Below are 23,364 nucleotides of genomic sequence, written 5' to 3'. Positions count from 1 at the left end.
TTTGCCCTTCGCCCTATGCTCTACGCTTTGACTTAGCTCTCGAAATACGTGTAGCCGCGCAGACCGGCCTCGAAGCTCTCCATGATCTCACGGCGCTCGGTGGCGGTGATGCGGCGGGAGATGACGGCGCTTTCGGCGAGGTTGCGGAAACGGGTGAGCATGTCTTTGGGGTCGTATTCGACGTAGCTGAGCACTTCGGAGACGCTGTCACCTTCAAGTTCGCGGCTGTACTTCACCTTGCCGTTGTCCACGCGAACGCTGACGACATTGGTGTCGCCGAGGAGGTTGTGGAGGTCGCCGAGGGTTTCCTGATACGCGCCGACGAGGAAGATGCCGAGCATGTACTCGTGGCCTTTCTCGATTTCCGGATCGTGCAGCGGGAGGCTGGGGTTGATGCCGCTGGAGTGGGCGAATTTGTCGATCTTGCCGTCGCTGTCGCAGGTGATGTCGGAGAGCACGGCATTGCGCGTGGGTTTTTCCTTGAGGCGATGAATCGGCATGACCGGGAAGATCTGGTCGATGGCCCACAAGTCCGGCAGGCTTTGGAACACGCTGAAGTTGCCGTAATAGAAATCGGTGAGGATGGTGTCGAGGCGCTCCATCTGGCTGCCGTCGTGCTCGCATTTTTCACGCATGGTGGAAACCCAGGTGAGGATGTCCCAATAGAGTTCTTCACCATGCGCACGCTCGCGCAGGTTCACTTTGCCGTAGTTGAACTCGCTGCGCAGCTTGTCGCGGTAATAGACGGCGTCGTTGTAGATCTCCTGCAGGCGGTCGCGTGAGGTCTTGTTGGCGTTCTTTTCTGCATCGATGCGGAGTTCGTAGAGATTGCGCAGCAGGGCAGGGGCGTCCTTGTCGAGTTCGACATCGGCGATGCCTTCACGCGGCTCAAAGCGGTTGATGTCGAGGATGTTGATGATCAAAACGGAGTAGTAGGCCACGATGGCGCGGCCGGACTCGGTGATGAGATCAGGATGCGGCACGCCGGCCTCGGCGGTGACTTCGGTGATCGCCTCGATGATGTCGGCGCAGTATTCCTTGGTGCCGTAGTTGCTGCTGCCTTCGGTGGCGCCTTTGAGGCCGTCGTAGCTGATGGCGAGACCGCCGCCGAGATCGAGGATGCCCATGCGCGCGCCTTCCTGCACGAGGCCGACGTAAACGCGTGTCGCTTCCGTCACGGCCTGGCGGATGGCGCGGATGTTGGGGATCTGCGAGCCTTGGTGATAATGAAGCATGCGCAGGCAGTCGAGCATGCCTTTGTCGCGCAACTGATCGACGACGTGCATGAGCTGCGAGATGTTGAGGCCGAACATGCTGGCATCGCCGCCGGAGCCGCTCCAGTGGCCGGCGCTTTCCGCGCTGAGGCGGAAGCGCACGCCGAGGGTCGGACGCACGCCCATTTTTTTGCAGCGCTGGAGGATCAAATCCAGCTCGGTGGGCATTTCGAGCACGAGGATGACCTGCAGGCCCATCTTTTGTGCGTACAGCGCGAGGTCGATGAACTCCTCGTCCTTGTAGCCGTTGCAGACGATGTAGGCCTCCGGGTCATGCATGTAGCTCAGTGCGGCGATCAGCTCCGGCTTGCTGCCGGCCTCAAGACCGTAGTGATACTTGCGACCGTAGCGGGTGATCTCCTCGATGACTTCCTGCTGCTGGTTCACCTTGATGGGATACACGCCGCGATAGACGCCCTGGTATTTGCCTTCCTTGATCGCGGAAGCGAAGCCCTCGTTCAGCTCGTCGATGCGCCAGCGCAGCAGATCGCCGAAACGGATGAGCAGCGGGAGCTGCGTGCCGCGCTCGCGCAGGCCTTTGACGATGGAGGCGAGCGAGACGGGCTTCGTCTTCTTGCCGTCCTTCAACTTCACCACGACCTCGCCTTGCTTGGAAATGTCGAAGTAGTCATGTCCCCATTCGTGGATGCCATAGAGGTCGGCGCTTTCTTCGATGGACCAGGCGGGGGCTTTCATGGCGGTGAGCGGGGGATGGGATTTCAAGGGCCGCGATTATGGGGGCAAATCGGGAAATGCAAAGCGACATCTCGGACGAGGACGCGGTCAAAAAGTCAAGGGGTGGTCAAGCAGGTCAAGGCGTGGGTTTGCGGAAGGCGAAGGGCAGGTAGAGCACGGAGTAAAACACCACGCCGAGACCGATCGTGCTGAAGTTGTACCACGGCCATGGGCCGAGCTGGTCAAACAGGCTCGCATTCACCGGTTTCGCGCACTGGAAGGCGTAGTTGGTGCCCAGCATGACATTGATCACGGCCGTGACGGCATACCAGGACACGGAGAACGTCATGATCCGCCATACCGCGCCGGGGGCGGGGCGGTAGCGCAAACCGGTCACGACATAAACCGCCGCGATCGTCACCCCGCTGTGCAGCGCGAAGAAGGCGAAGAACCGTGGATCGGGAAAATCAAACTGCAGTGCTGGAGTGATGAGGCCTTGGGACGTTCCCGCGATGCCGAAGAAGTACACGATCTCGCAGAAGAACTGCCGGCGCGTCCAGAGGGCGATGCCTCCCGCAAGGCAGGCGATGTCGCAGTATTGCAGCGGCAGCAGCGTCTGCGCATTGAGCGAGCCGACCCACGCATGGCCTGTGAGCGTGGCGGGATAAACCAGCAGCAGCACGGTGCCGAGTGTTTTTTCCGCCGCGCTCGCGAACCGCGTTCGTGCGATGACCAGCATCAACCCGAGCAGCACGGCCGTGAGAACGAGCACCACATGGTGCGAGGTGCCGAAAGGGTGAAACTGGGGGGGCATCGCGCATCATGGCACGAGATGGTTGCGGATGTCAGCCGGTTTGTGCAAAGCTGCGCGCATGCTGAAGATGAACCGAATGTCCTCAAACGCCGTGCGTCCCGTGAAACAGTTCAGCGGCGGTTGTGCGATGCTGTTTGGCCTGCCATTCATCGTCGCCGGCCTGGCCATCGGCTGGTTTCTGTACTTTCCAGTGATCAGCACCTGGTGGTCGGCTCGCGGCTGGGAGGAGGTGCCGTGCTGGATTGAAAATGCGGAGATGAAAGCCACACGCGGAAGCAAAGGCGGCACCACCTACAAGACGGAGGCGAGTTATCGCTATCAATACCATGGCCGTACCTATCACAGCGAGGAAGTGAGCCTCTCCGGCGGCTCGGACAACATCGGTGACTTTCAAGAGAGGGCGCACGCGCAGATCCGTGCTTTCGAGGGGAAGGACCGTCCGTTCCGTTGCTATGTGAATCCGGCGAAGCCGGAGCAGGCGGTGCTGTTTCGTGAGCTGCGCTGGGGGTTGATGCTGATGATGTCCGTCTTCCCGATGGTTTTTCCGCTCGCAGGCTTCGCCGTCTCAATCGGCGCCGGATGGGAGGCGCGGAAGGCCGGCGTTGGCAGAAAACTGGAGGCGCAGCATCCTGGTGAACCGTGGCGCTGGCGGCCAGAATGGAGCGGAGAGACGATCCAGGCCTCGAAGAACGGCCTGCCCTTCATTCTCGGCATCGCGGGCTGGATCCTGCTGGTGCAGGCACCGCTGGCGCTGGCGATCATCGTCAGCGGTGAGTTGTCGCAATCACCTTTGGCCGCGCTGGCGCTGCTGCCATCGCTGCTGGCCTTGATTCCTTTATCGCTGGCCTGGAAACGCTACAAAACGCGGCAGGCACTCGGCAAACCGTCGCTCTGGCTCAAACAAACGCCGGTCAGCCCTGGACACACGTTGGAAGGCGAACTGCGCTTGGATCGCGTGCTCTCGCCACGTGAGGTCATCCAAGTGCGGCTGCTCTGCCAGCGCAAGATCACGCGCCGTGCCGGTAAAGGCATCTCCACCGTGACCGAGACGATCTGGGAGCACACGGAGACGCTTTCCGCCGGGGAAGCGCGGCGGGAGATGAGCGGCGTGGCGTTGCCGCTGCGCATCGAGATTCCGCGCGGTCTGCCGTGCGCCATCGTCGAGGACGCCGCCTTCATCACCGGTGGTGGCGAACGGCATGAGTGGAGCCTCGAAGTCAGGTCCGCCAGCGGTGGCAAGGCCGCTGTGCTGCCGCTGCCCGTGTTTGTCACCGGCGAGGAGGTGAAACTCGCCGAATCTGACTCGAGCCACGAGGTCGAGGTCATCGCGCCGAGCACGGAGCAGTTGGTGGAGCGGATGAAAATACGCGGTGTGCATGCGGAGTTCGACGCGGCGGGCATTCCGACGCTGATCGACTGCCCGCCGGGCCGTTTTCGCGCCTTCAGCATCTTCCTGCTCATCTTTGGTGCCATCTGGCTCACCGTTTTTCTTGTCATGGCAAGCAAGGGCGCGCCGTGGATCTTCCGCATCATCTGGGGCATCACCTCGCCGCTGATCATCGGCGGCGGATTGTGGACGCTGCTGCACCGGCGGCTGGTCGAGATCACGGCGGATGAGCTGCGCATTCAGCATAGCGTCGGTCCCTTTTACTCCTGGAAAGAAACGTATGCGCCGCGCCACTTCGTCGGCTTCACGCATGACACGAACATGCAGTCCGGCAACCAGTTCTACTACCGCGTCCGCGCCGAGACGACCTTCGGCAAAACCAAGACGCTCATCGATGGCATCACCGAATCCGTCACGGCGGAGACGCTGGCGAAGCGACTGGAGGATTGGCGGAAGCGTGGGTGATGATGGAGTGCCGACGACTCTCTGGCCTCTGTTGCTTTGGCTCCGAATTCTATGGGTTGGGCAACACTTGTGTCGGTTTGCATCGAGTTCCGAGACAAGGCAATATTTGTCTCGACTTGCTGCTCCAACCCTCGAAAAATGCCGCCTATAAATTAGCTCCGTGACAAACCCATATTTTTGTTTCAGAGCGCACCGTTAGACGTTTCCTCGCGTCCATGAAAACACTCGAAACTCTCAGCCTTCCCGAGCTTTTCCGACACTTTTTCTGCGGCGGCGCTTTCGTGTGGGTCTTTCGTTACAGCCGTGGTTCTCATGGCTTGCCAACCGTTGATTCCGCTGCGGTTCTATTCGTTATCGCGTTGCTCGCGGGAAGTTTCATCTATGCTGTTCACCGCTCTCTTATTTATCCAGCCTTTGGCCGCGCAGCATTATGGCTCGCACTCGGCCGACCGAAGCGCAAAGGAGCCCACTACTATAACCCGTTCAAACCGCTTCCAGGTGAGATTTCCCGCGATGTGGCCCGCTGGGAGCGCCGCCAAGACGAGAAAAGCGTCCAGTGTCACCTTGATGAGTGGGCAGATCAGGTTCATCTCCTTTACTGCGTCGCTTGGGCCACGTTACTTGCCACCACGATTGCGACGCTTTGGTTTCCACTTCCTGGCACCGGTGCGTCTCGTTTCAGTTGGCTCCTGACGTTCGCCGTATCCGTTTCTCTCGTAGCCGCGTTCCTCGCCGACTATCGACGGCGCCTCGTCGAGGAGCACCTGCCTAAGCCCATAGCAATGTGACCGAAAACGCCTATGCGCTGCAGCGACCGCTCCGTGCGTCACGGCCCTGCTTCCGCCGCCTTTCCGCCCACCATGCAGGTGCCGCGCCGCACTCTGCGGTCGCTGAGCTTGGGGTCGTTAACCACCATCCCTTAACGCCACCGCCGGATCAACACGCGCCGCGAACCATGCGGGCACCAGCGCGGCCATGAGGCAGAGGGCGACGGCGGTGGTGCAGATGGTGAGGAGGTCGCCGAGGTTGGTGTGGGCGGGGATGCTGGAGAGGAAATAGATATCTTGCGGGAAGATGTCGCGGCCGGTGAGCTTCGAGATGAGATCGCGCAGGTTGTTGCGGATGCTGAGGAAGAAGAATCCGCCGCCAAGGCCGGCCACGACGCCGAAGAGAGCGACGATGCCGGCTTGTGACACGAAGATGGCGATGATCTGCCAGGCGCGCGTGCCGAGGGCGGTGAGGATGCCGATCTCGCGGCGCTTTTTCACCGTCACCGTGATGGTGGTGTTCATCACGCAGATGGCGGCGACGAGCATGATGAAGAGCAGCAGGAACCACATCATGGTGCGCTGGTTTTCGACGGATTCGAGCATCATGCCATGCTCCTGCATCCAGGTGCGCCAGCCCCAGGTCTCGGGGATCGCGCCGGAGCGGTAGATCGCGTCCATGAGCGGTTCGGCGTTGTCCGGGTCCTTCAACTCCAGCTCGATGCCGCTGACATTGCTTTCGAGGTTGAAGAACTCCTGCGCGATGTGCAGCGGCACGTAACCACGCAACCCGGCGGTGTCGGCTCGCAGTGTGGCGACAAGGGTGAGGTCTTTCGACAGCACGGTGACGTTGTCGAGCGCTTCGGCGCGTTTTTTCTCCTCGGTGTCCTCGGGAATCTCGCGCACCTGCCGGATGAACTGGTTCACGCTGTCCGCCGCATGCACGACGAGCGTGTCGCCGATTTTCGCGCCGATGTCGCGGGCGAATTTGTCGCTCAGGACGATGGAATCGCCCTGGAGGTCGAACTTGCCCTCCTTGAGGTGCTTGCGGAGCTTTTGCAGCAGGCCGTTGTCCGCTTCATCCGCCATGCCGATGACGCTGACGCCTTGCAGATTGCCCTCGTTCTCGACGACGACGACGCCTTCCGCCACCGGCACGGCGGAAACGACCTCGGGACGCGCGGCGAGGGTTTTGCGCAGCTCGCGCCAGTCCGGTGATTGGGGGGCGTCGTCACGCGAGTTCATCGGCTGCACCATGGCATGCGGCTCGAAGCCGATGAGCATCTGCCGGAACTCGCGCTGCCAGCCGCTGAACACGGACATCACAAACACCAGCACGCCGACGCCGAGCATGACGCCGAGCATCGAGATCACGGTGATGACCGAGATGAACGAACGCGTGGGCCGCAGGTAGCGCAGGGCGAGGAATAGGGGGGCGGAGTTCAAGAGGGGGAGGGAATGTCGAATGACGAATGCGGAATGACGAATGGTGGGAAGAGTAGGATTTGAAATCAATCGCGGAGGGCGACGGCGGGATCGACGCGGGCGGCGAGCCATGCGGGTGGCAGGGCGGCGAGGAGGCAGAGGGTGATGGAGCCGAGGCAGGTGGCGAGGATGAACCAAGGCTCGATTTGCGCCGGGATGGTGGAGAGGAACATGCCGGCGGCCGAATCGGTGTTCCCGCCGCTGAGGATCGCGATGGCCAGGCGGATGTCATCGCGCAGCCAGAGCACCAGGCCGCTGAGAGTGAGGCCGGTCAGCGTGCCCAGCGTGCCCACAAAGGCCGCCTGCGCGACGAAGATGCCGATGATCTGGCTCTGTTGTGACCCGAGCGCCGTGAGCACGCCGATCTCGCGGCGTTTCTGCGTGGTGACGGTGATCGTGGTGTTCATGACGGAGAACGCGGCCACGACGGCGATGATCAGGAGCACGATCCACATCATGACGCGCTCGTTGCTCATGGCGGCGAGGCGCGCATCGCCCGCATCCGTCCACAGCGAGGCGCTCCAGCCTGCGGGGAGGATTTTCGCGTCGGTGAAGCGCTTGATCACGTCCTTCACCTCGCCGGGTTGCTTCAATTCGATCAGGACGCCGCTGACTTGATCGCCGAAGCCGAAGATTTGCTGGGCGGTTTCGAGCGTGGTGTAGCCGTAGGCCCCGGCGGTTTCGGCGCGCACACTGCCTTGCAGGATGATCTCCTTCGCATGCAGCTTGATGTCCTTGTAGGAGTCGTGGCGCTTTTTCTCATCCTGCTCGTCGGAGGCGATGCGGAAACGCTGCACGGCGCTGGTGACGTTGCTGGAGGCATAGACGCTGATTTTGTCGCCCGGATGCGCATCGAGCTGTCCCGCGATGTAATCCGCGCAGACCACGCCGCCGTGGCGCAACTCCAGCGAGCCTTCGAAGCGGTGTTTGGCGATCTTGGCCATGTAAAACTTCGCGCCGTCCTCCGGCAGTCCGAAGACATCCATGCCGGACTGCATCCCCTCACGCTCCGCATACATGACGCCGCGGATGTAGCTGCTCGCGGCGAGCACGTCCGGCTGCGCATGCACTTGGGCGAGCAAATCTGCTGTCGCTTTGGTTGAAGCAGGCTTCTGGCCCTGCGGATGCAGCAGGATGTGCGGCTCCGAGCCGATCAAGACCTTGCGAAACTCGCCCTCAAAGCCCTTCATCACCGAGCTGACGACGATCATCATCAGCACGCCCACCGCGACGCCGAGGATCGAGATGACCGTGATCACCGAGACGAACGAACGCTTCGCACGCAGATAGCGTCGGGCGAGGAAGAGGGTGACGTTCGAAAGCATGGCGGCGCATCAAAGCGATGCGCAGACTACTTGGCAACTGCTTCCACCCCAAACAGCGGCAGCGATTTTTTCACGGACTGGGTGACACCCCAGAGCAACGGGGTGGAGACGATGATCCAGATGAGGACGGCTTTCATGGCGTGAAATCAGGCGAGGGGCATTTCTTTGACGTGGTATTTCGGATCGACGGGGCGGACGAGCAGATTCGCGATGAGGCCGACGCCTAGCAGGCCGCACATGAGGTAGAAGGTGCCGTTGTAGGCCTGCGCCTTCGGCACACCGGCAGCGACGCGGCTGTCGTAGAAGCCGTTGATGAGCGAGGGGCCGATGACGGCTGCCATGCTCCAGGCGGTGATGAGGCGGCCATGAATCGCGCCGACCTGGTAGGTTCCGAACATGTCCTTCAAATAAGCGGGGATCGTGGCGAAGCCGCCGCCATACATGCTGATGATGAGCGCGGTGCAGATGACGAAGAGCGTGCGGTTTTGTGTCTCCTGCGTGTAGGGCAGGATGGCGTAGAGCACGGCACCGAGGATGAAATAGACGCAATAAACCGCCTTGCGGCCGATGAGGTCGGAAGTGGAGGACCAGACGAAGCGCCCGCCCATGTTGAAGATGCTCAGCAGTCCGGTGAAACCCGCGCCGATGGCCACGCCGACGCCAAACATGTCCATGCACATGTCCGCCGCGCGGCCGAGTACGCCGATGCCGGCACTGACGTTCATGCACAGCACCGTCCACAGCAGCCAGAACTGCGGCGTCTTCCACGCGGTATCGACGGAGACACTGGCGGTGGTGATCATGCCATGGGAGGCGGCCACTTTGGGCTCGTAGCCCTCCGGTTTCCAGCCTGGAGCGGGAACGCGGATGATGAAAGCGCCGAATAGCATGAAGCAGGCATAAATCCCCGCCATGGTGATGAGCGCCTGCATCGCGCCCGATGAGGTGCCGGACGCCAACGCATTGAGTGGTTCCTTCAGGGGAGCGATGAGACTGGCGAACAGGCGTTGATCAAAACTGAGGGCGGCACCTGCGGTGGCATCTGCTCCTGCAGTGAACAACTTCATCAATTCCTGCGCCAGCGGCGAACCGATGAGCGCCCCTCCGCCGAAGCCCATGATCGCCATCCCCGTTGCCATGCCGGGGCGGTCGGGAAACCATTTCACCAGCGTTGAGACGGGCGAGATGTAACCGAGGCCCAAGCCGATGCCGCCAATGAAGCCGTAACCGAAGAGAATCAGCCAGAGTATTTTGAGCTTCACCCCGAGAGCGGCGAGCAGCAGGCCGCCGCAGAAGCAGCAGCAGGAGGCCAACATCGTTTTGCGCGGGCCGGATCGCTCCACCCATTTGCCGAAAACCGCCGCCGAAATGCCCAGCATCATCAGCGCGATCATGTAGGCCCAGTTCACCTGGGAAACCGTTGCTCCCAACTCCGCGCTGAGCGGCTTGTTGAACACGCTGAAGGCATACACCTGCCCGATGCACATGTGAACCGCGACGGCGGCGGGAGGGACGAGCCAGCGGCTGAATCCGGGTTTGGCGATGGTGGCTTCGCGGGAGAGGAAACTCATGATGGGTCGGGAATGACGGTTACGCCGCGTGTTTTAGGGGGTCGGCGGGCGTTCTGGCAAGGAAAGATTAAAGATCGACAAGAAACGCCGGGTTTCATACGTTCGTGGGGTATTCCGGCAATTTCGCCGGGGCCATTCAACCACACACACATCCGATGAAAACTCTGATCACCGTCTTCGCTCTGTCCTTTGCCTCCGTCGCTCTTGCAGCCGACAAATGTCCCATCAGCGGCAAGCCTGCTGATTCCAGCATCACCAGCAAAGACAAAGACGGCAAAACCGTCGCCTTCTGCTGCGAGAAGTGCAAAGCCAAGTTCGACGCCAAGAACAAGCAATAACCACTGCGCTGACAGCCTCAGCGTTTGAAAGGCGGAACCGGGAGACCGGTTCCGCTTTTTGCTGGGCGTTCAGCGCCTTTTAACACCATCTCGCTCACGCATGAATTTCTCGTGACCGAGGCGCACAAAGTCATCGTCACGGGCGCGGATAAGGGCGTCCTCGAGACCGATGAATCCGTGGTTGGCCAGATGCATCAGGCTGTCATCAATGGTATGCATGCCATCTACCGCGCCGATCTGGATGAGATTGGCGAGCTGGGCAAGGCGTCGGGAACGAACACAGGCGGCGATGCCTGAATTTCCCACCAACACTTCGGAGGCCATCACTCGGCCCGGTTCATCCCGCCGCGATAACAACGACTGGCAGATCACGCCACGTAAAGATCCCGCGAGCTGTGAGGCCACGAAGTCCTGCTGCTCCTCCGGGAAGGCGTCAAGAATGCGCAAAATGGTGCCGGGCGCGTCCTGCGTGTGGAGCGTGCTGATCACCAGATGGCCCGTCTCAGAAGCGGTCAGCGCCGTGCGGATCGTCTCCAAGTCGCGCAGTTCGCTGATGACGATCACATCCGCGTCCTGACGCAGGGCGCTTTTGATGGCGGCGGCAAAGGAGTGCGTGTCCGAGCCCACCTGGCGCTGACGAACCAGGCTGTTCTCGTGGGCAAACAAATATTCGATGGGATCCTCGATGCTCACGATGTTCGCCCGCCGCGTGCGTGCGATGTGCTGCGTCATGGAGCTTAGCGTGGTGGTTTTGCCGCAGTTGCTGGTGCCGGTGACCAGGATCAGCCCGTCGCGCAACTGTGTGAAGCCTTCCACCGTCGGTCCATGGCCCAAGTCACGCAGCTCAGGGATCACGCTGGGAATGTAGCGGAAAGACGCCTCGATGCGTCCAAGCACATAGCAGGCATTGCCACGAAACCGGCCGAGGTTCTCCACCTGAATGGCAAAGTCCAGCTCCCATTCCTGCTCCAGCTTCGCGCGCTGGTTTTCCTTTAACACGCCGAAAATCAGTTCGCGCAAATCGCTGACATCCAGCAGTTCCTCGGTCATCGGCTGCAGGATGCCGTTGATGCGGCCCATCGGCGGGCTGCCGGAGCTGATGTGCATGTCAGAGCCTCCACGCTCAATGACCATGTAGAGGTATTCGATGAGATCGTGCGTGCGCATGAGGGAAAAATAGAATTCGTGGGAAAATCAGGAGGAAATGCCGCGTGCCGCCCGGCGGAACTCGGCCTCGCTGCCCGCCGAGGCGATCGCGGTCTGTTCATCGATGATGCCAGCCTCGTAAGCGGCCACGATGGATTGCAGGAAGGTGCGGCAGTTGGGGTCGTTCGCACGCGTCATGTAGTCGTTGATGTCGGACATCGAACGTCTCGCGATCCAGTCGCGCACCGCGCCGCCGTTTTGCAGGTGCTCCACCAGCAGCGTGAGCTTATCGTTCACATCCGGCACGAGCTTCTGGCAGAGAACGCCGACCAACTGATGCGAGAGCAGGTGCAGGCCGATCCCGACCTGGTCTGCGGGGAAAAGATTCACAAAACGCTCCATGGTATCTGCCACTGTGGCCGAATGCATGGACGCGAGCACCAGATGTCCCGTCTCGCAGGCCTGCAGCGCGGTGAAGGCCGTCTCATGGTCGCGAATTTCGCCCACATAGATCACGTCCGGCGCCTGGCGCATCGCCGCGCGCAAACCGCGCGGGAAGCTGGGAGTGTCGCGCCCCACCTCCCGCTGGGTGAACATGGAGCGGTTGTTCGTGAAGATGTATTCCACGGGATCTTCGATCGTCACGATGTGCCGCGCCACATTGGTGTTCATCCAGTGCAGCAATCCGGCCAGCGTCGTCGATTTTCCCTGGCCGGTGGAGCCGGTGACCAGAACCATGCCGTGTTCCAATTGTCCCCAGCGTGTGAGCAGCCAGTCAGGCGCGCCCAAGGCGCTCAAAGACGGCATGTCCGTGCGGATGCGGCGCAGCACGGCGGCCATGCGACCCAGCACTTTGTGCAGGTTCACGCGGAAGCGGATGTGCGAGCGCGAGACGAGGCCGGTGTCACGGTCCATGTCATTCAGCGTGTCTCCGCCGCAGGCCTGCCACAGGCCTGCCATCTGCGGTAGCAGCAGCGGCTCGTCGCCGAAAATCATCAACTGTTCCGCGATCTTCATGCGCGGCACCTCGCCTTCCTGGAGGAAAATATCGCTCGCCTGATGCTCTTCGGCGGCTTGGAGGATGTCATCGATGGAAATGGCCATGGGAGAAAACGCTAGCGGTGGCTTGCACGCGGCTCAACCCCGCAGTGCATGTTTCGTTACACGCAAACTTGGCTGTGCCAGTCAAGCTGTCGTCAAAGGGTCAAGGAGTGGTCAAGGGTCGTGACCTGCTTGACCACCCCTTGACGGCCTTGACCGGCGCAGCCTTGACCTTTCAACCCCTCACTCACCCGCCAGCAGCTCGCTGCAATACCACAGCATGCGCGGCAGATGAAACGGCCCTTTCCACAGGTTTCCCTTCAAAGTAACCGAAGGCGTGCCATCGCGGTGCAGATAGCCGAACCACTCGCCGTGCTCCGCGTCCGGGAAGTGCGCGAAGCTCCAGTCATGCACCAGCTTGTGCCACTGCGCATACTTGGCGTCACCCGTGATGTGCCAGGCCAGCAGCGTGGCGATGATGGCCTCGTTGTGCGGCCACCAGAATTTCATGTCGTGCCAGTATTCCTGCACGGGCTTGCCAAACACATCACGAAAATAGAACAGGCCGCCGTGTTCCGTGTCCCAGCCGCGCTGCCACATGCCGTCGAGGATCGCCAGGCCGAGCTTGATGTAGCTCGGCTCATTCCGCCAGCGGCCCTCATGCAGGATGAACCACGCGCATTCCAGCGCATGGCCTGGATTCAGTGTGCGGCCGTCGAAGTGATCGATGATCGACCCGTCTGGCGCGACGATCTCCATCAGCGCGCCGAGGTCCGGTTTGAAAAAGAACTGCTGAATCTCCAGGATGAAGCGGTCCACCCACTCCGAGCAGGTGTGGCCGGAAATTTTCACCTCGCCGAGGTTCACGCGCAGCTCCTGCGCGGTCGCGATGCCGATCATGAGCGCGCCGATGCCCATCAGCGGCCGCGTGTTCGGCTCGATCTTCGGCTGCATCAGGCCTTTTTCGAACGAGTGCTTCAAATACGTCGCGAAGTCCTTCCGCGCCCGTTCCGCATAGCTTTCGTCTCCCGTCGCCTTCGCATACGCCGCATGGGCGATGGCTGAGAAAGCCTCGCTGAACACATAACGCCGCATGCGCAGCGGCTTTCCCTCCCGTGTCACACTGAAGAAGAGTTTCCCATCCGTCGCGTAGCCGTGCCGCTGGAGGAAGGCCAGGCACGACCCCGCCGCGTCCAGCCAGTCGCTGCGCTGCTCCACCGTGTTGTAGAGCGTGGCGAAGGTCCAGGCCGCGCGGCCTTGGAACCAGATACTCTTGTCCGTGTCCAGAATCGACCCATCGCGATCCAGCGAGGTGATGATGCCGTCAAACTCACGATCCATGCCGTGCTTCAGCCAGAACGGCATCACATCGTTGAGCAACGTGTCACGGTAGAGCTTCCGCAGCTCCTCGCGATACCCTGGGTCGGTCAGATCATGGTTCATCGCCAGACTTTTGAACCACTCATGCTCACTAATCCAACACTGATGGATCTGATTCGGGCATCAGTGTTCCATGAGTGTGAGATGAGTGGTGTAAGAATCAGCAATACATCCACTCGGGTCGCTCCGCCTGAAACGTCACGTATTCCTTCTTCCAGGCAGGTGGGGAATGTCACAGATGAGCCCCGCCCGCTACAATGTCGAAGACCACTGATCTTGCGAAAATCCTGACGGTCGTGGCGTTGGCGCTGGCGACTTGTTAGGCATTTTTGAATTTTGCGACGAGACGGTAGTCGGGCAGAACAACAGCAATCGCTTGCTGGCTCACGAATCCATCCTCTCGCACCTCGTCGTGATAAATCCGGTAGAGCGCTCCTCCTTCTCCGTCTGCCTCTCGAATGAAATAGGGATCACCGGTGCCGATGCTGCATCCGCCAACCGGAATGTACCCGAGCTTCGCGACGGCGATGCCGGGATAAAGATCTTCTCTTTCGCTACGTGAACCCTCGTCGTCTAGCCACTCGATGCACGCACCAACGCCGGACAAGTCTGCGGACTCGGGAATCTCGGTCTCTCTGCCGGCGAGACCTTGGTCCTTAATGAACTTCTTCCAATGCGGCGGCATGCTTTGCCTAACGTTGTTTAGCCACACTAAATTGTGGGCGAATCAGATTCGTCCACAGTTTTTTGTGGTTTCGGCCTCAGTTCAACCGGCATGCGCCCATGCGGGCCGCTCGGCCTCAAAGGTCACGCGTTCCTTCGTCAAAGGATGCTGGAACGTGATCTTCCAGGCGTGCAGGCACAGCGGCGGGTCGTCCACGGCCAGGGTTTGCGTCTCGCCGATCTCGCCATCGGCCAGATAGGCGGCGTCACCGATGATCGGGAAGCCGAGATGCCACAGATGGATGCGGATTTGATTGGTGCGGCCGGTGATGGGCCTTGCTTCGATCAATGCGGTGCCGTCGGCATCGCGCTGGAGCACGCGGAACTCGGTTCGAGCCTCCAAACCGGCCTTATCGACGTTTCGTCCGCCCAGCTTGCCTGCTTCGGCGCTGACCGGAGCATCGCAGATGAACTCATCCTGCGGTGGGTGGCCTTTCACACGGGCCAGATAGAGCTTTTCGACCTCGCCACGCTCAAACTGCGGCTGCACGAGGCGGGCGAAGTGCCGTGTCTTGCACAGGACCATGACGCCCGTCGTGTTCGCGTCCAGCCGATGCACCGTGCGCGGACGCAGCGGATGCCAGACGACATCGACGATGAATTGCAGCGTGTTGCGATTGAAGCGACCGCCCACATGCACGGGCAGCGGCGCGGGTTTGTTCACCACGAGGATGGCCTCGTCTTCAAACAGCACGCGGATGTCCGCGTTCACGTCCGGCTCGCGCTGCGCGGGGGTGAGGTGCAGGTAGTGCTCGCCTGCGCGGACGATTTGATCCGCTGTGACACGATGGCCGTCCTTGTCAGCGAGATGGCCTGCCTCGGAGGCCGCCAGCCAGATTTCGCGACCGAGGTGTGGCATCACATGGCAGAGCGTGTCGAGCAACGTTTGGTGATCGCAGGCAGCGGGCACATGCAGCGGGCGTTCGTGCTCGTAGGGCACGCTGCCGGGAAGAGGAGTGGCGGCGGCACGAATCGCCGCATGGCGTTTCTCGATCTGCTCGCGCTGCTGCTGCTCGGTCGTTTTGAAGCAGTAGGGGCAGGACACATGCTCCACATAGCGTGGATCGGCCTGCTCCTCCGCCGTCAGCGGCGTCTGGCAGGCGAAACATTGCGAGGAGGCCGTCTCATGCAGCCCGGGATCGACGCCGACACGCTGATCGAACACGAACAGCTCGCCGTCGTAATGCGCGCTGCCGCATTCCTCAAAATACTTCAAAATGCCGCCCTCAAGCTGCCACACATGCTCAAAGCCCTCGCGCTCCATGAACGGTGCCGCCTTCTCGCAGCGAATGCCGCCCGTGCAGAAGGATACGATCTCGGCTTGCTTCATCTCCGCAGGCAATCGGGCCACTGCGGCCGGGAAATCGCGGAAGGAATCAATCCCCGCCACCACCGCGCCTTTGAAAGTGCCGAGCTTCACCTCGTAGTCGTTGCGGGTGTCGTAGAGCACGACCTGCCTGCCTTCATCCAGCCACTGCTTCAGCACCTTCGGCTCCAGCCGTGGGGAGGTGTACTTCGCTGGTTCGATGCCTTCGACGCCAAACGCGATGATCTCCTTCTTGATGCGCACCAGCATGCGCCGGAAGGGCTGCTCCGCGCTCTCGCTGTACTTCGGCCTGAGACCTTCCAGCCCCGGAATGCCGTGCAATTCATCGACAAGCGCATCCACATCCTCGCGAATGCCGGCGACGAACATATTGATGCCCTCGGTGCTCAGCAAAATCGTGCCCTTCAGTCCGCGCTCCTTGCACATGTCCAGCAGCCGCTGGCGCAGCTCTTTCAAGCCGGAGAGCTCGGCGAATTGGTAGCAGGAGATGTTGGTGATGACGGCGGTGGCGGACATGGACGGTGGAAAAAGCACATGAAGCCGGTGACGGCGAGTGCAATTCATCACCCTCCTTTGCCGTTCGTTCACCATGCGCCTCATTCTCGCCGCCATTCTGCTCTCCACCTTCGTCCATGCCCAGCAGCCCGCCGCACCGAAGCCGAAGGCTTACACGGACCCTGCTCAAACGGACGACGATTTCGTGATCCAAGGCGAGTACACCGGCCAGCTCGAAGGCAAAAGCTACGGTGTGCAGATTTGGGCGCAGGGCGGCGGCAAGTTCGAGGCGGTGAGTTATCAGGGCGGACTTCCTGGGGCCGGTTGGGATGGAGATCGTGAAAAAGTGACCAAGACCACTGGTCAGCGTGGGGAAGGGGAGAAATCGGCGCTCTTCACGGTCAAGGACGGCACTTTGAAGGCCGAGGCGAATGGCCAGAGCATCCTCGTGAGCAACACCGACGGCGTGCGCGTGATGGAACTCAACCGCACGGACCGCAGTTCGTCCACCTTGGGTGCGCAGCCGCCGGAAAATGCCGTGGTGCTCTTCGATGGCAAAGGTGTGAACCGCTTTCCCAATTCTCGCGTCGATGCGCAGATCGGCGCTCTCATGGAAGGCATCACCAGCGAGGACACGTTTGGCGATTGCAGCCTGCATGTGGAATTCTTGCTGCCCTACATGCCGGACGCACGCGGTCAGGGTCGTGGCAACAGCGGCCTCTACCTGCAAGGCCGCTACGAGGTGCAGATGCTCGACAGCTTCGCGCTCGATGGGAAGGACAACGAGTGCGGCGGCCTCTACAAGATCGCCGTGCCCAAGGTGAACATGTGTCTGCCGCCGCTCACCTGGCAGACTTACGATGTCGATTTCACCGCCGCGAAATACGATGCCGAAGGCAAGAAGACTGCGAACGCTCGAATCACCGTGAGGCACAACGATGTCGTGATTCACGAGAACCAGGAACTGCCTGGATCGACCACTTCCGCGCCGAAAAAGGAGGAGAACACGCCGGGACCGATCTACCTCCAGAACCATGGCAATCCGGTGCGCTACCGGAACATCTGGGTGGTGCGGAAGTAAGGGCTTCGAGTTGGCATTGTGAACAACCCGGCCGGTTGTGAATACAGGAGCCGTATTTTTTCGCGAATAATTATGGCAATCGGACTGAGAATCCCTTATTTAAGGCCCATTAAGTACTAATCTCGCCAGTGTCTGCTCCTGGTCGTTGTGATCGCCTGTCCATGTCTGCCGTCAAGAAAGGCTCGAAAAAGTCAGCCAAGCGCTCGTCCAGCAAGCGCAAGGGTTTGGACACTCACGTGATCGACTACGAGCCGGAATCGCCGGTGATTCGTGAGCATGAGGCCAGCGAGCGCCGACGTCGTGGCTTCCGCACGGCGATGTGGCTGATCGCAGCGATGATCGTGATCGGAGTCGGCTGGGTGACGTGGCATGAGGCGCTGGAAAAGAACTCGCAGTTCCTGCTCAAGAGCGTCGTCGTGAACACCGAGGGCACGCTCACGCGCGAGCAGATCGTTGCCGCCACGGGACTCACCGAAGCCACGAACCTGCTCACCATGAATCTGCGCGAGGTGCGGGCCAAGATCGAGCGCCTGCCGCAGGTGAAGTCCGCCGTGATCCATCGCGATTACCATGGCAAGCTCACGCTTGATGTGGTGCAGCGCATGCCGGTGGCGTGGATCGAATGTCCGAAACAGAAGCTCTTTGAACCCTTGAGCGGCAAAGGCTGCCTGATGGACGCCGAGGGTGCTCCGGTGCCTTGTGACGTCATCACCAAGACATACCTCGCGATGCCGCGCATCCAGTTCCCAGGATTGAGCGACACATCTCCTGGCAAACCGGTGGGCGACATGCAGGTGCATGCGGCGCTGCGCTTGATGGAGAAGCTGCAAAGCCGTGATGACAGCGGCCATGCGGCGCTGGAGGCGATTGAAATTCCGAATGCGTGGTCGCTCGTCGCGCATTTCAGTGGCGATGCGAAGGTCACCTTCGGGGTCGATGATCTTGATCCGCAGCTTGTGCGTTTTGACCGCTTCATGCACGAGGCCAGGGCACGCCAATGGCGTGTGGCCACGCTGAACCTGCTCTCCCGCATCAACACTCCCGTCACTTTCCACGCCCCGCCCGATGTCACCGGGCTGACTCTGGCCGATACCGCTTCCACCACCCCCGCACGCTGAAAATTCATGGCCAAAAGCACGATCTACGCAGGACTCGAAATCGGAACGCACAAGATTTGTGTCGTCGTCGGCGAGGCGAAGCGTGACGGAGCCATCAAGATCCTTGGCGTCGGCCAGGCGCCCTCACGTGGCGTGCGCAAAGGCGAGATCGTCGATTTTGAAAAGGTGCAGACCTGCGTGAACGACGCGCTCGTGCGTGCCGAGGACCGCAGCGATGTGATGATCCGCAACGTCTTCCTCGGCGTTACCGGCGCTCACATTGAAAGCCTCAATAACCGTGGCCGTCATCGTCTGCCGGACGATCAGACCGAGATCACTGAGGATGATGTCGAGGAGTCCAAGGAGATCGCACGCAGTGTCTCCATTCCGCAGTCGAATGTGTTTCTGCACAGTGTCACACGGCAGTACATCGTCGATGGCGTGGAGGCCGTGCGGCAGCCGATTGGCCGTGAAGGGCGCACTTTGGAGGCGGACTACCACATCATTCACGGCATTCGCGGCCGGGTGCAGAACGCCATCCGCTGCGTGCGCGAGATTCCGCTCGAAGTGGAGGACGTGGTGTTCAATCCCGTCGCCGCGGCCCAGGTGGTGCTGACCCGTGAGGCAAAAATGCAAGGGGCGCTCATGATCGACTTCGGCGCAGGCACCTGCGACTACGTTTTGTACGAGGACGGCATGATCACCGCATCCGGCTGTGTGCCGCTCGGTGGCGATCACATCACCAACGACGTTTCCATGGCGTTGCAGATTCCGAATGGCCGAGCCGAACGCCTCAAGGTGGAGGAAGGCAGCGTTTTGTATGATGAAGTGCCCGCAGGCGAGATGCTCAGCATCGAAGACGACACCGGTCTGATCCTCGGCGAGGTCGAGCGCGCGTTTCTCAATGAAGTCATGAACCTGCGCACCAAGGAAATTCTCACGCAGGTGCGTGTGCGCGTGGAGGACCACCTCGGCCGTCTCGGCGCGGGTGTTTATCTCACGGGTGGCGTCAGCCTGATGAAAGGCGTTGACGCCGTCGCCCGCGAAGTGTTTGGAATCAAAGTCACCCGCGCAGGTTCGGCTCCCGTCAGCGGCATCACCGCCACGTTCGAAAATCCGCAATACTCCGCCCCCATCGGCCTCATTCGTTATGCGCAGATCCTGGACAGCGAGAAGCCTTTTCTCTCCCCTCTGAAGCGTCTTGGCCGGCGCATGCAAGAACTCCTTTCAGCCGTCACTTTTTAAAGCACACTCCAAACTCAACCACCCACGATTATGGTAGAATACGACCGCTCTCAGTCACGCGAAGGCCCTGAAGCTCCCGGGCCCCGCATTTGCATCGTCGGTGTCGGCGGTGCCGGCTCCAATGTCGTCGATCGCATCACACTTGATCGCATCGTCGATGCCACCCTCGTCTGCGCGCATACCGACGTACGCGTGCTCGGCCATTCGATGGCACCGTTGAAAATCCAGCTTGGTGCCGAGCTCATGAAGGGCATCGGCGCCGGTGGTGATCCCGATCTCGGACGCGAGGCGGCGCTCTTCTCGCGCGAGCAGATCCGTCAGGCGGTCGAAGGGCATGACATCATCTTCATCAGCGCGGGTCTCGGCGGCGGCACCGGCAGCGGTGCGGCTCCAGTGATCGCTGAGATCGCAAAAAACACCGGCGCTCTCGTGCTCGTCGTCGCCACCATGCCATTCAGCTTTGAAGGCCGCCGTCGTCTGGCGCAGGCCGAGGAGGCTCTCGAACTTTTGCAGAAGCGCGCCGACGCCCTTGTGTTGTTTGAGAATAATCGCATGGGCGAGCTCATCCTGCCGAAGGACGGCATTCAAAAAGCCTTCAATCAGGCCGATCAACTCATCGCGCAGAGTCTGCGTGCCGTTGCCACCATCACAACCACGCCGGGACTGGTGAAACTCGGTCTCGATGACCTCACCGCCGCGCTCGCCAATGCCAATGGTCGTTGCCTCTTTGGCTTCGGCGAGGCCCGTGGACAGAACCGTGGTGTCGAGGCGCTCAAGAAGGCGCTCAAGAGTCCGCTCATCGACTCAGGCCGTCTCCTGCATCAGACGAAGAACCTGCTCGTTCATGTCGCTGGTGGGGAATCGCTCACGCTCGTCGAAGTCGAAGGCGTCATGAAACAGCTCGGCCGCCACGTGCCCGATCAAACGCACATCCTCTTCGGTCTCGGAGTCGATGCGAAGCTTGGCGACGCCATTGCCGTCACGCTCATCAGTTCGCTTGGACTCAACCAGCTCAACGCGCACGCCACCGCCGCGCCGCCGTCAGAGATGCTTCAGCCACGTGCCGAAGTGCCTGCCGCCGCACCGAAACGCGAAGCGCCCGCGAAGAAAACGCCGCCGCCGTATGCTCCTCCGGTCGAGACATCCGCCAGTTTCCTTTTCAAGGGCGAGGAAATGGCCGTCGTGCCTGTCGGCGAGGCATTCCCATTGAACCACGGCATGCCCGCCGAAGAAAAAGAGACGGAAGCCGTCGAGCAGCCCGTGCTCATGCAGGACGAGCCTGTGGTTGAGGAATCCGCCGCTCCCATCATTGAGTCCACGCCTGAAACCGCCCGCATTCCGGTGCGCACGCCCGCAGCGAAGGAACTCGCCGATGCCGCCCGTGGCAAGGAATCCACCCTTGCCTCCGTCGTCGCCCGCAGCGTCACATTGCAGACTGAGGCCGCGCCACCACAGGATGACCTGCTCACCTTTGACACACCAGTCGTCTCCACCATCAGTGCCACCTCCACCGTCATCGCCCGCAAGCCCGCCGCCACCGAGCAGCAGACCTTCAGCCTTGGCGAGGAAGACCGTGGTCGTTTCAAGGACACCGAGCCTTCCATCGTTCAAGGCGAGGATCTCGACGTGCCGACCTGGATGCGTCTGAAGAAAAAGCTGCGCAGGTAGGTCGGGAACGGCGCCGTTACATCGGCCATTTCAGATGAACAAAGATGACGATCCACGGGATGACGAGTGGCCGTTCGAGCGTCGTGTCGAAGCTGCGGATGGATGGCTGACGTTGCGCGACTGGCAGCAGGCCAGGGCGGAGCTCGACAAGATCACCAGTGAAAAAAGCCGGAAGCGGCCGGAGGTCTTGAAGGCCTATGCGGACGTCTGGGAGGTGTCCGGCAATCACGAGGCGATGGTCCGCTACATGGAGGTGCTGATTCTTTATGAGCCGGATGAAATCGGCCACTGGCTGCGTCTGAACGCCGCGCTGTTGTTTTCCGGCCGTTTCACGGAGGCGCATGAGCGCATGCTGGAGATTTTGAAGGTACATCCGCAGCATCCGGCGCTGCTGTTCAAGCTGGCGGTCACGTTGGGCGCGCTGCAGAAGCATGAGGAGGCGGAGTGGGTGCTGGCGGAGTTATTCACGCTGGAGAACGGCAAGTATGAGCGGACCTACCTGTACATGGCGCTGAACTGGGAGGAACTGGCACCGCTGCGGGAGCAACTGCTGATCATCCAGCAGAAGCTGGAGGAGCACAAAGACGGCGACGCGGATGCCGAAGTCAGCGAGTGAGCGTGCGCGCACGGATGAATCCGGCGTTCCTTTTCATCGCAGCATGAAGGAGTGCAGGTGCGCGGCCTCGGCGGTGGAAAGGCGGTGATTCCCGGCCCAGATGAGCGCGTCATGCCAGCCCCAGTGGCCTTGCAGCACCAGGCGGGCCGGCTCGTGGGCGAGCGGCTGGTCCTGGCGGAACAACCACCAGACACCAACATCGCTTTCGAGGTTCCAATAGACGTACACATAATTCAAATAGCGCACCCAGGCCGCGCGACGGGCGAATTCCTCGTCAAACATGGCGTAGATTTTTTCATCCGTCGTTTCGGGGAAGTGCTCGTGGATGGTGGAGACGGACAGCATCTCCTGCACGGTGACGACGATTAGCGCGAACTCCTTGGTGCGATGCAACACGCGGTCGAACACTCCATGCACGAGGCGGCTGTAAAAAATTTCCTCCGGGTTTTCCTCCCAGCCATTCAGCAGCGTAAACGGCGGCAGATGCAGAAACCAGAACGGTTCGCCCGGTCTGGCGATGAAGGGATGCCGCACGCATGCGATGTAGCTTTTCCCGGCCTCCGGTGCGAAATCGAAGAACTGATGGTCCGCGATGAGCTTGGGATTGATCTGGATCGTCTCCAGCGCCCGCTCATTCAGCTCCTGGCAGAGATGAATGCAACTGGTGTCGTAACCGCACAGGCGCGCCCAGGAAGACAGATCATCCAGGCGCGGTGCGCATGGCTCCTCGTGACAGGTCCGGCACTCAAAGAGCACGCTGTCGTCGCCTAGGTCATTTGGGTCTGCGCTCATGACGATCGGCTGGATTTGTTGGAGGAAGAAGCACGCCTGACGAGCGGCGAAGAATCAGATTCATGCCAACCATGATCATGAGCAGGCCACCCCCGGCCAAATAAAGCGCCCAGCGCCCGCCCTGCTCCCAAAATCCGAGCAGGGCTGCCAGCCAGGCACCCGCCGCGAACAGCATCGCGATCATGCCGGTTCGGGCGAGAAATCGTCCCAGAGGAATCATGGTGAGGAAGGATCAATCACTGTTCTCCCAGGTCAAGATGCCATCGCCCTCATTCAATCCGAGCCAGAGCAGGCTGTTCATGCTGATTTTGACCCAGATCCACGCTTCGCATGATTCTTCGAGTTTTTCACGATCTACGCACAGCGAGCTGCCCAGGTCCAGCTCGCGCAGAATCGAGTCGATGAAGCTCGCGGTCTCCTCATCGATGGCATCGTAACAGCGGCCATTCCATTTCGGGCCGGTGAAGTACGCATTCAGCTTCTCAGCGGCGCTTCCTGGCAAAGGAACGAAGACGCCCTCGATCTCGGGATGCCGGCAGGCATAGCCGCCGACTTGATTCGAGTAAGCCACGCGGGACGGACAGGCGATGATGAGACCGAGGCCGGTCATTTCGTCGAGTTCGATGGTGAAGAGCGGGGAAGTCATGAGAAG

At 60.9% G+C, this 23,364-nt stretch carries 21 protein-coding genes; 8 read left to right on the top strand and 13 right to left on the bottom strand.

What is annotated here, in order from left to right; all coding sequences use genetic code 11:
• Nucleotides 1-32: 32 nt before the first annotated feature.
• Both speA and U1A53_RS25995 read right to left on the bottom strand, forming a co-directional pair.
• Nucleotides 33-1,970, bottom strand: a complete 1,938-nt coding sequence (speA, locus tag U1A53_RS26000; RefSeq protein WP_322284826.1) for a biosynthetic arginine decarboxylase — start codon at nucleotides 1,968-1,970, stop codon at nucleotides 33-35.
• 115 nt (nucleotides 1,971-2,085) lie between these two features.
• Entirely contained in the window at nucleotides 2,086-2,763 is a 678-nt protein-coding gene (locus U1A53_RS25995) for a TIGR02206 family membrane protein (protein ID WP_322284825.1), read from the bottom strand.
• 76 nt (nucleotides 2,764-2,839) lie between these two features.
• Between U1A53_RS25995 and U1A53_RS25990 the strand changes: the two genes are divergently transcribed.
• A complete protein-coding gene (locus U1A53_RS25990) occupies nucleotides 2,840-4,615 on the top strand; it encodes a DUF3592 domain-containing protein (RefSeq protein WP_322284824.1) in 1,776 nt (591 codons plus the stop codon).
• A gap of 215 nt (nucleotides 4,616-4,830) precedes the next feature.
• Complete coding sequence (locus U1A53_RS25985; RefSeq protein WP_322284823.1) at nucleotides 4,831-5,403, top strand: hypothetical protein; 573 nt, start codon at nucleotides 4,831-4,833, stop codon at nucleotides 5,401-5,403.
• A 117-nt stretch (nucleotides 5,404-5,520) separates the two neighbouring features.
• Here U1A53_RS25985 and U1A53_RS25980 read toward each other — a convergent pair whose 3' ends face one another.
• The 3 genes from U1A53_RS25980 to U1A53_RS25970 form a co-directional block, all read right to left on the bottom strand.
• A complete protein-coding gene (locus tag U1A53_RS25980; protein WP_322284822.1) occupies nucleotides 5,521-6,828 on the bottom strand; it encodes an FtsX-like permease family protein in 1,308 nt (435 codons plus the stop codon).
• 65 nt (nucleotides 6,829-6,893) lie between these two features.
• The gene (locus U1A53_RS25975; protein WP_322284821.1) at nucleotides 6,894-8,192 is read right to left on the bottom strand and encodes an FtsX-like permease family protein; all 1,299 of its coding nucleotides are present in this window, start codon (nucleotides 8,190-8,192) and stop codon (nucleotides 6,894-6,896) included.
• Nucleotides 8,193-8,338: 146 nt separating this feature from the next.
• Nucleotides 8,339-9,763, bottom strand: coding sequence for an OFA family MFS transporter (locus tag U1A53_RS25970; protein ID WP_322284820.1), 1,425 nt, complete (start codon nucleotides 9,761-9,763; stop codon nucleotides 8,339-8,341).
• 155 nt (nucleotides 9,764-9,918) lie between these two features.
• Between U1A53_RS25970 and U1A53_RS25965 the strand changes: the two genes are divergently transcribed.
• Nucleotides 9,919-10,101, top strand: a complete 183-nt coding sequence (locus tag U1A53_RS25965) for a hypothetical protein (RefSeq protein ID WP_322284819.1) — start codon at nucleotides 9,919-9,921, stop codon at nucleotides 10,099-10,101.
• Nucleotides 10,102-10,170: 69 nt separating this feature from the next.
• Here U1A53_RS25965 and U1A53_RS25960 read toward each other — a convergent pair whose 3' ends face one another.
• From U1A53_RS25960 to U1A53_RS25940, 5 genes are all read right to left on the bottom strand, one after another.
• Entirely contained in the window at nucleotides 10,171-11,268 is a 1,098-nt protein-coding gene (locus U1A53_RS25960; protein WP_322284818.1) for a PilT/PilU family type 4a pilus ATPase, read from the bottom strand.
• A gap of 27 nt (nucleotides 11,269-11,295) precedes the next feature.
• Entirely contained in the window at nucleotides 11,296-12,351 is a 1,056-nt protein-coding gene (locus U1A53_RS25955) for an ATPase, T2SS/T4P/T4SS family (protein WP_322284817.1), read from the bottom strand.
• Nucleotides 12,352-12,531: 180 nt separating this feature from the next.
• Nucleotides 12,532-13,731 (bottom strand): AGE family epimerase/isomerase, encoded by a 1,200-nt coding sequence (locus U1A53_RS25950; protein ID WP_322284816.1) that lies wholly within the window; start codon nucleotides 13,729-13,731, stop codon nucleotides 12,532-12,534.
• 256 nt (nucleotides 13,732-13,987) lie between these two features.
• Nucleotides 13,988-14,353, bottom strand: a complete 366-nt coding sequence (locus U1A53_RS25945; RefSeq protein ID WP_322284814.1) for a hypothetical protein — start codon at nucleotides 14,351-14,353, stop codon at nucleotides 13,988-13,990.
• Nucleotides 14,354-14,434: 81 nt separating this feature from the next.
• Nucleotides 14,435-16,234: a pseudouridine synthase gene (locus U1A53_RS25940; protein ID WP_322284813.1), complete on the bottom strand. Its 1,800-nt coding sequence runs from the start codon at nucleotides 16,232-16,234 to the stop codon at nucleotides 14,435-14,437.
• Between the two features lie 73 nt (nucleotides 16,235-16,307).
• On the opposite strand from U1A53_RS25940, the gene U1A53_RS25935 reads away from it, so the two are divergent.
• The 5 genes from U1A53_RS25935 to U1A53_RS25915 all read left to right on the top strand — a co-directional run bounded on the left by U1A53_RS25935 (nucleotide 16,308) and on the right by U1A53_RS25915 (nucleotide 21,920).
• On the top strand, nucleotides 16,308-17,294 hold the full coding sequence (locus U1A53_RS25935; RefSeq protein ID WP_322284812.1) for a DUF1080 domain-containing protein: 987 nt from the start codon (nucleotides 16,308-16,310) through the stop codon (nucleotides 17,292-17,294).
• Nucleotides 17,295-17,455: 161 nt separating this feature from the next.
• A complete protein-coding gene (locus U1A53_RS25930; protein ID WP_322284811.1) occupies nucleotides 17,456-18,412 on the top strand; it encodes an FtsQ-type POTRA domain-containing protein in 957 nt (318 codons plus the stop codon).
• Nucleotides 18,413-18,418: 6 nt separating this feature from the next.
• The gene (ftsA, locus tag U1A53_RS25925) at nucleotides 18,419-19,636 is read left to right on the top strand and encodes a cell division protein FtsA (RefSeq protein WP_322284810.1); all 1,218 of its coding nucleotides are present in this window, start codon (nucleotides 18,419-18,421) and stop codon (nucleotides 19,634-19,636) included.
• Nucleotides 19,637-19,666: 30 nt separating this feature from the next.
• Complete coding sequence (locus tag U1A53_RS25920; protein ID WP_322284809.1) at nucleotides 19,667-21,304, top strand: hypothetical protein; 1,638 nt, start codon at nucleotides 19,667-19,669, stop codon at nucleotides 21,302-21,304.
• Between the two features lie 34 nt (nucleotides 21,305-21,338).
• Nucleotides 21,339-21,920: a hypothetical protein gene (locus tag U1A53_RS25915; protein WP_322284808.1), complete on the top strand. Its 582-nt coding sequence runs from the start codon at nucleotides 21,339-21,341 to the stop codon at nucleotides 21,918-21,920.
• A gap of 33 nt (nucleotides 21,921-21,953) precedes the next feature.
• On the opposite strand, the gene U1A53_RS25910 is transcribed toward U1A53_RS25915, so the two are convergent.
• From U1A53_RS25910 to U1A53_RS25900, 3 genes are read right to left on the bottom strand one after another with little or no spacing between them, the layout of a single operon-like run.
• A complete protein-coding gene (locus U1A53_RS25910; RefSeq protein ID WP_322284807.1) occupies nucleotides 21,954-22,712 on the bottom strand; it encodes a hypothetical protein in 759 nt (252 codons plus the stop codon).
• Nucleotides 22,693-22,896: a hypothetical protein gene (locus U1A53_RS25905; protein WP_322284806.1), complete on the bottom strand. Its 204-nt coding sequence runs from the start codon at nucleotides 22,894-22,896 to the stop codon at nucleotides 22,693-22,695. The genes U1A53_RS25910 and U1A53_RS25905 overlap by 20 nt, the downstream gene beginning before the upstream one ends.
• Nucleotides 22,897-22,944: 48 nt before the next feature.
• The gene (locus U1A53_RS25900; RefSeq protein WP_322284805.1) at nucleotides 22,945-23,358 is read right to left on the bottom strand and encodes a DUF6210 family protein; all 414 of its coding nucleotides are present in this window, start codon (nucleotides 23,356-23,358) and stop codon (nucleotides 22,945-22,947) included.
• Nucleotides 23,359-23,364 lie beyond the last annotated feature (6 nt).

This window comes from Prosthecobacter sp. (genome assembly GCF_034366625.1).
In the GTDB taxonomy this organism is placed as follows: domain Bacteria; phylum Verrucomicrobiota; class Verrucomicrobiia; order Verrucomicrobiales; family Verrucomicrobiaceae; genus Prosthecobacter.
Note: the sequence above shows the minus strand (reverse complement) of the source record. Positions and strands in the feature narration are given on the sequence as shown.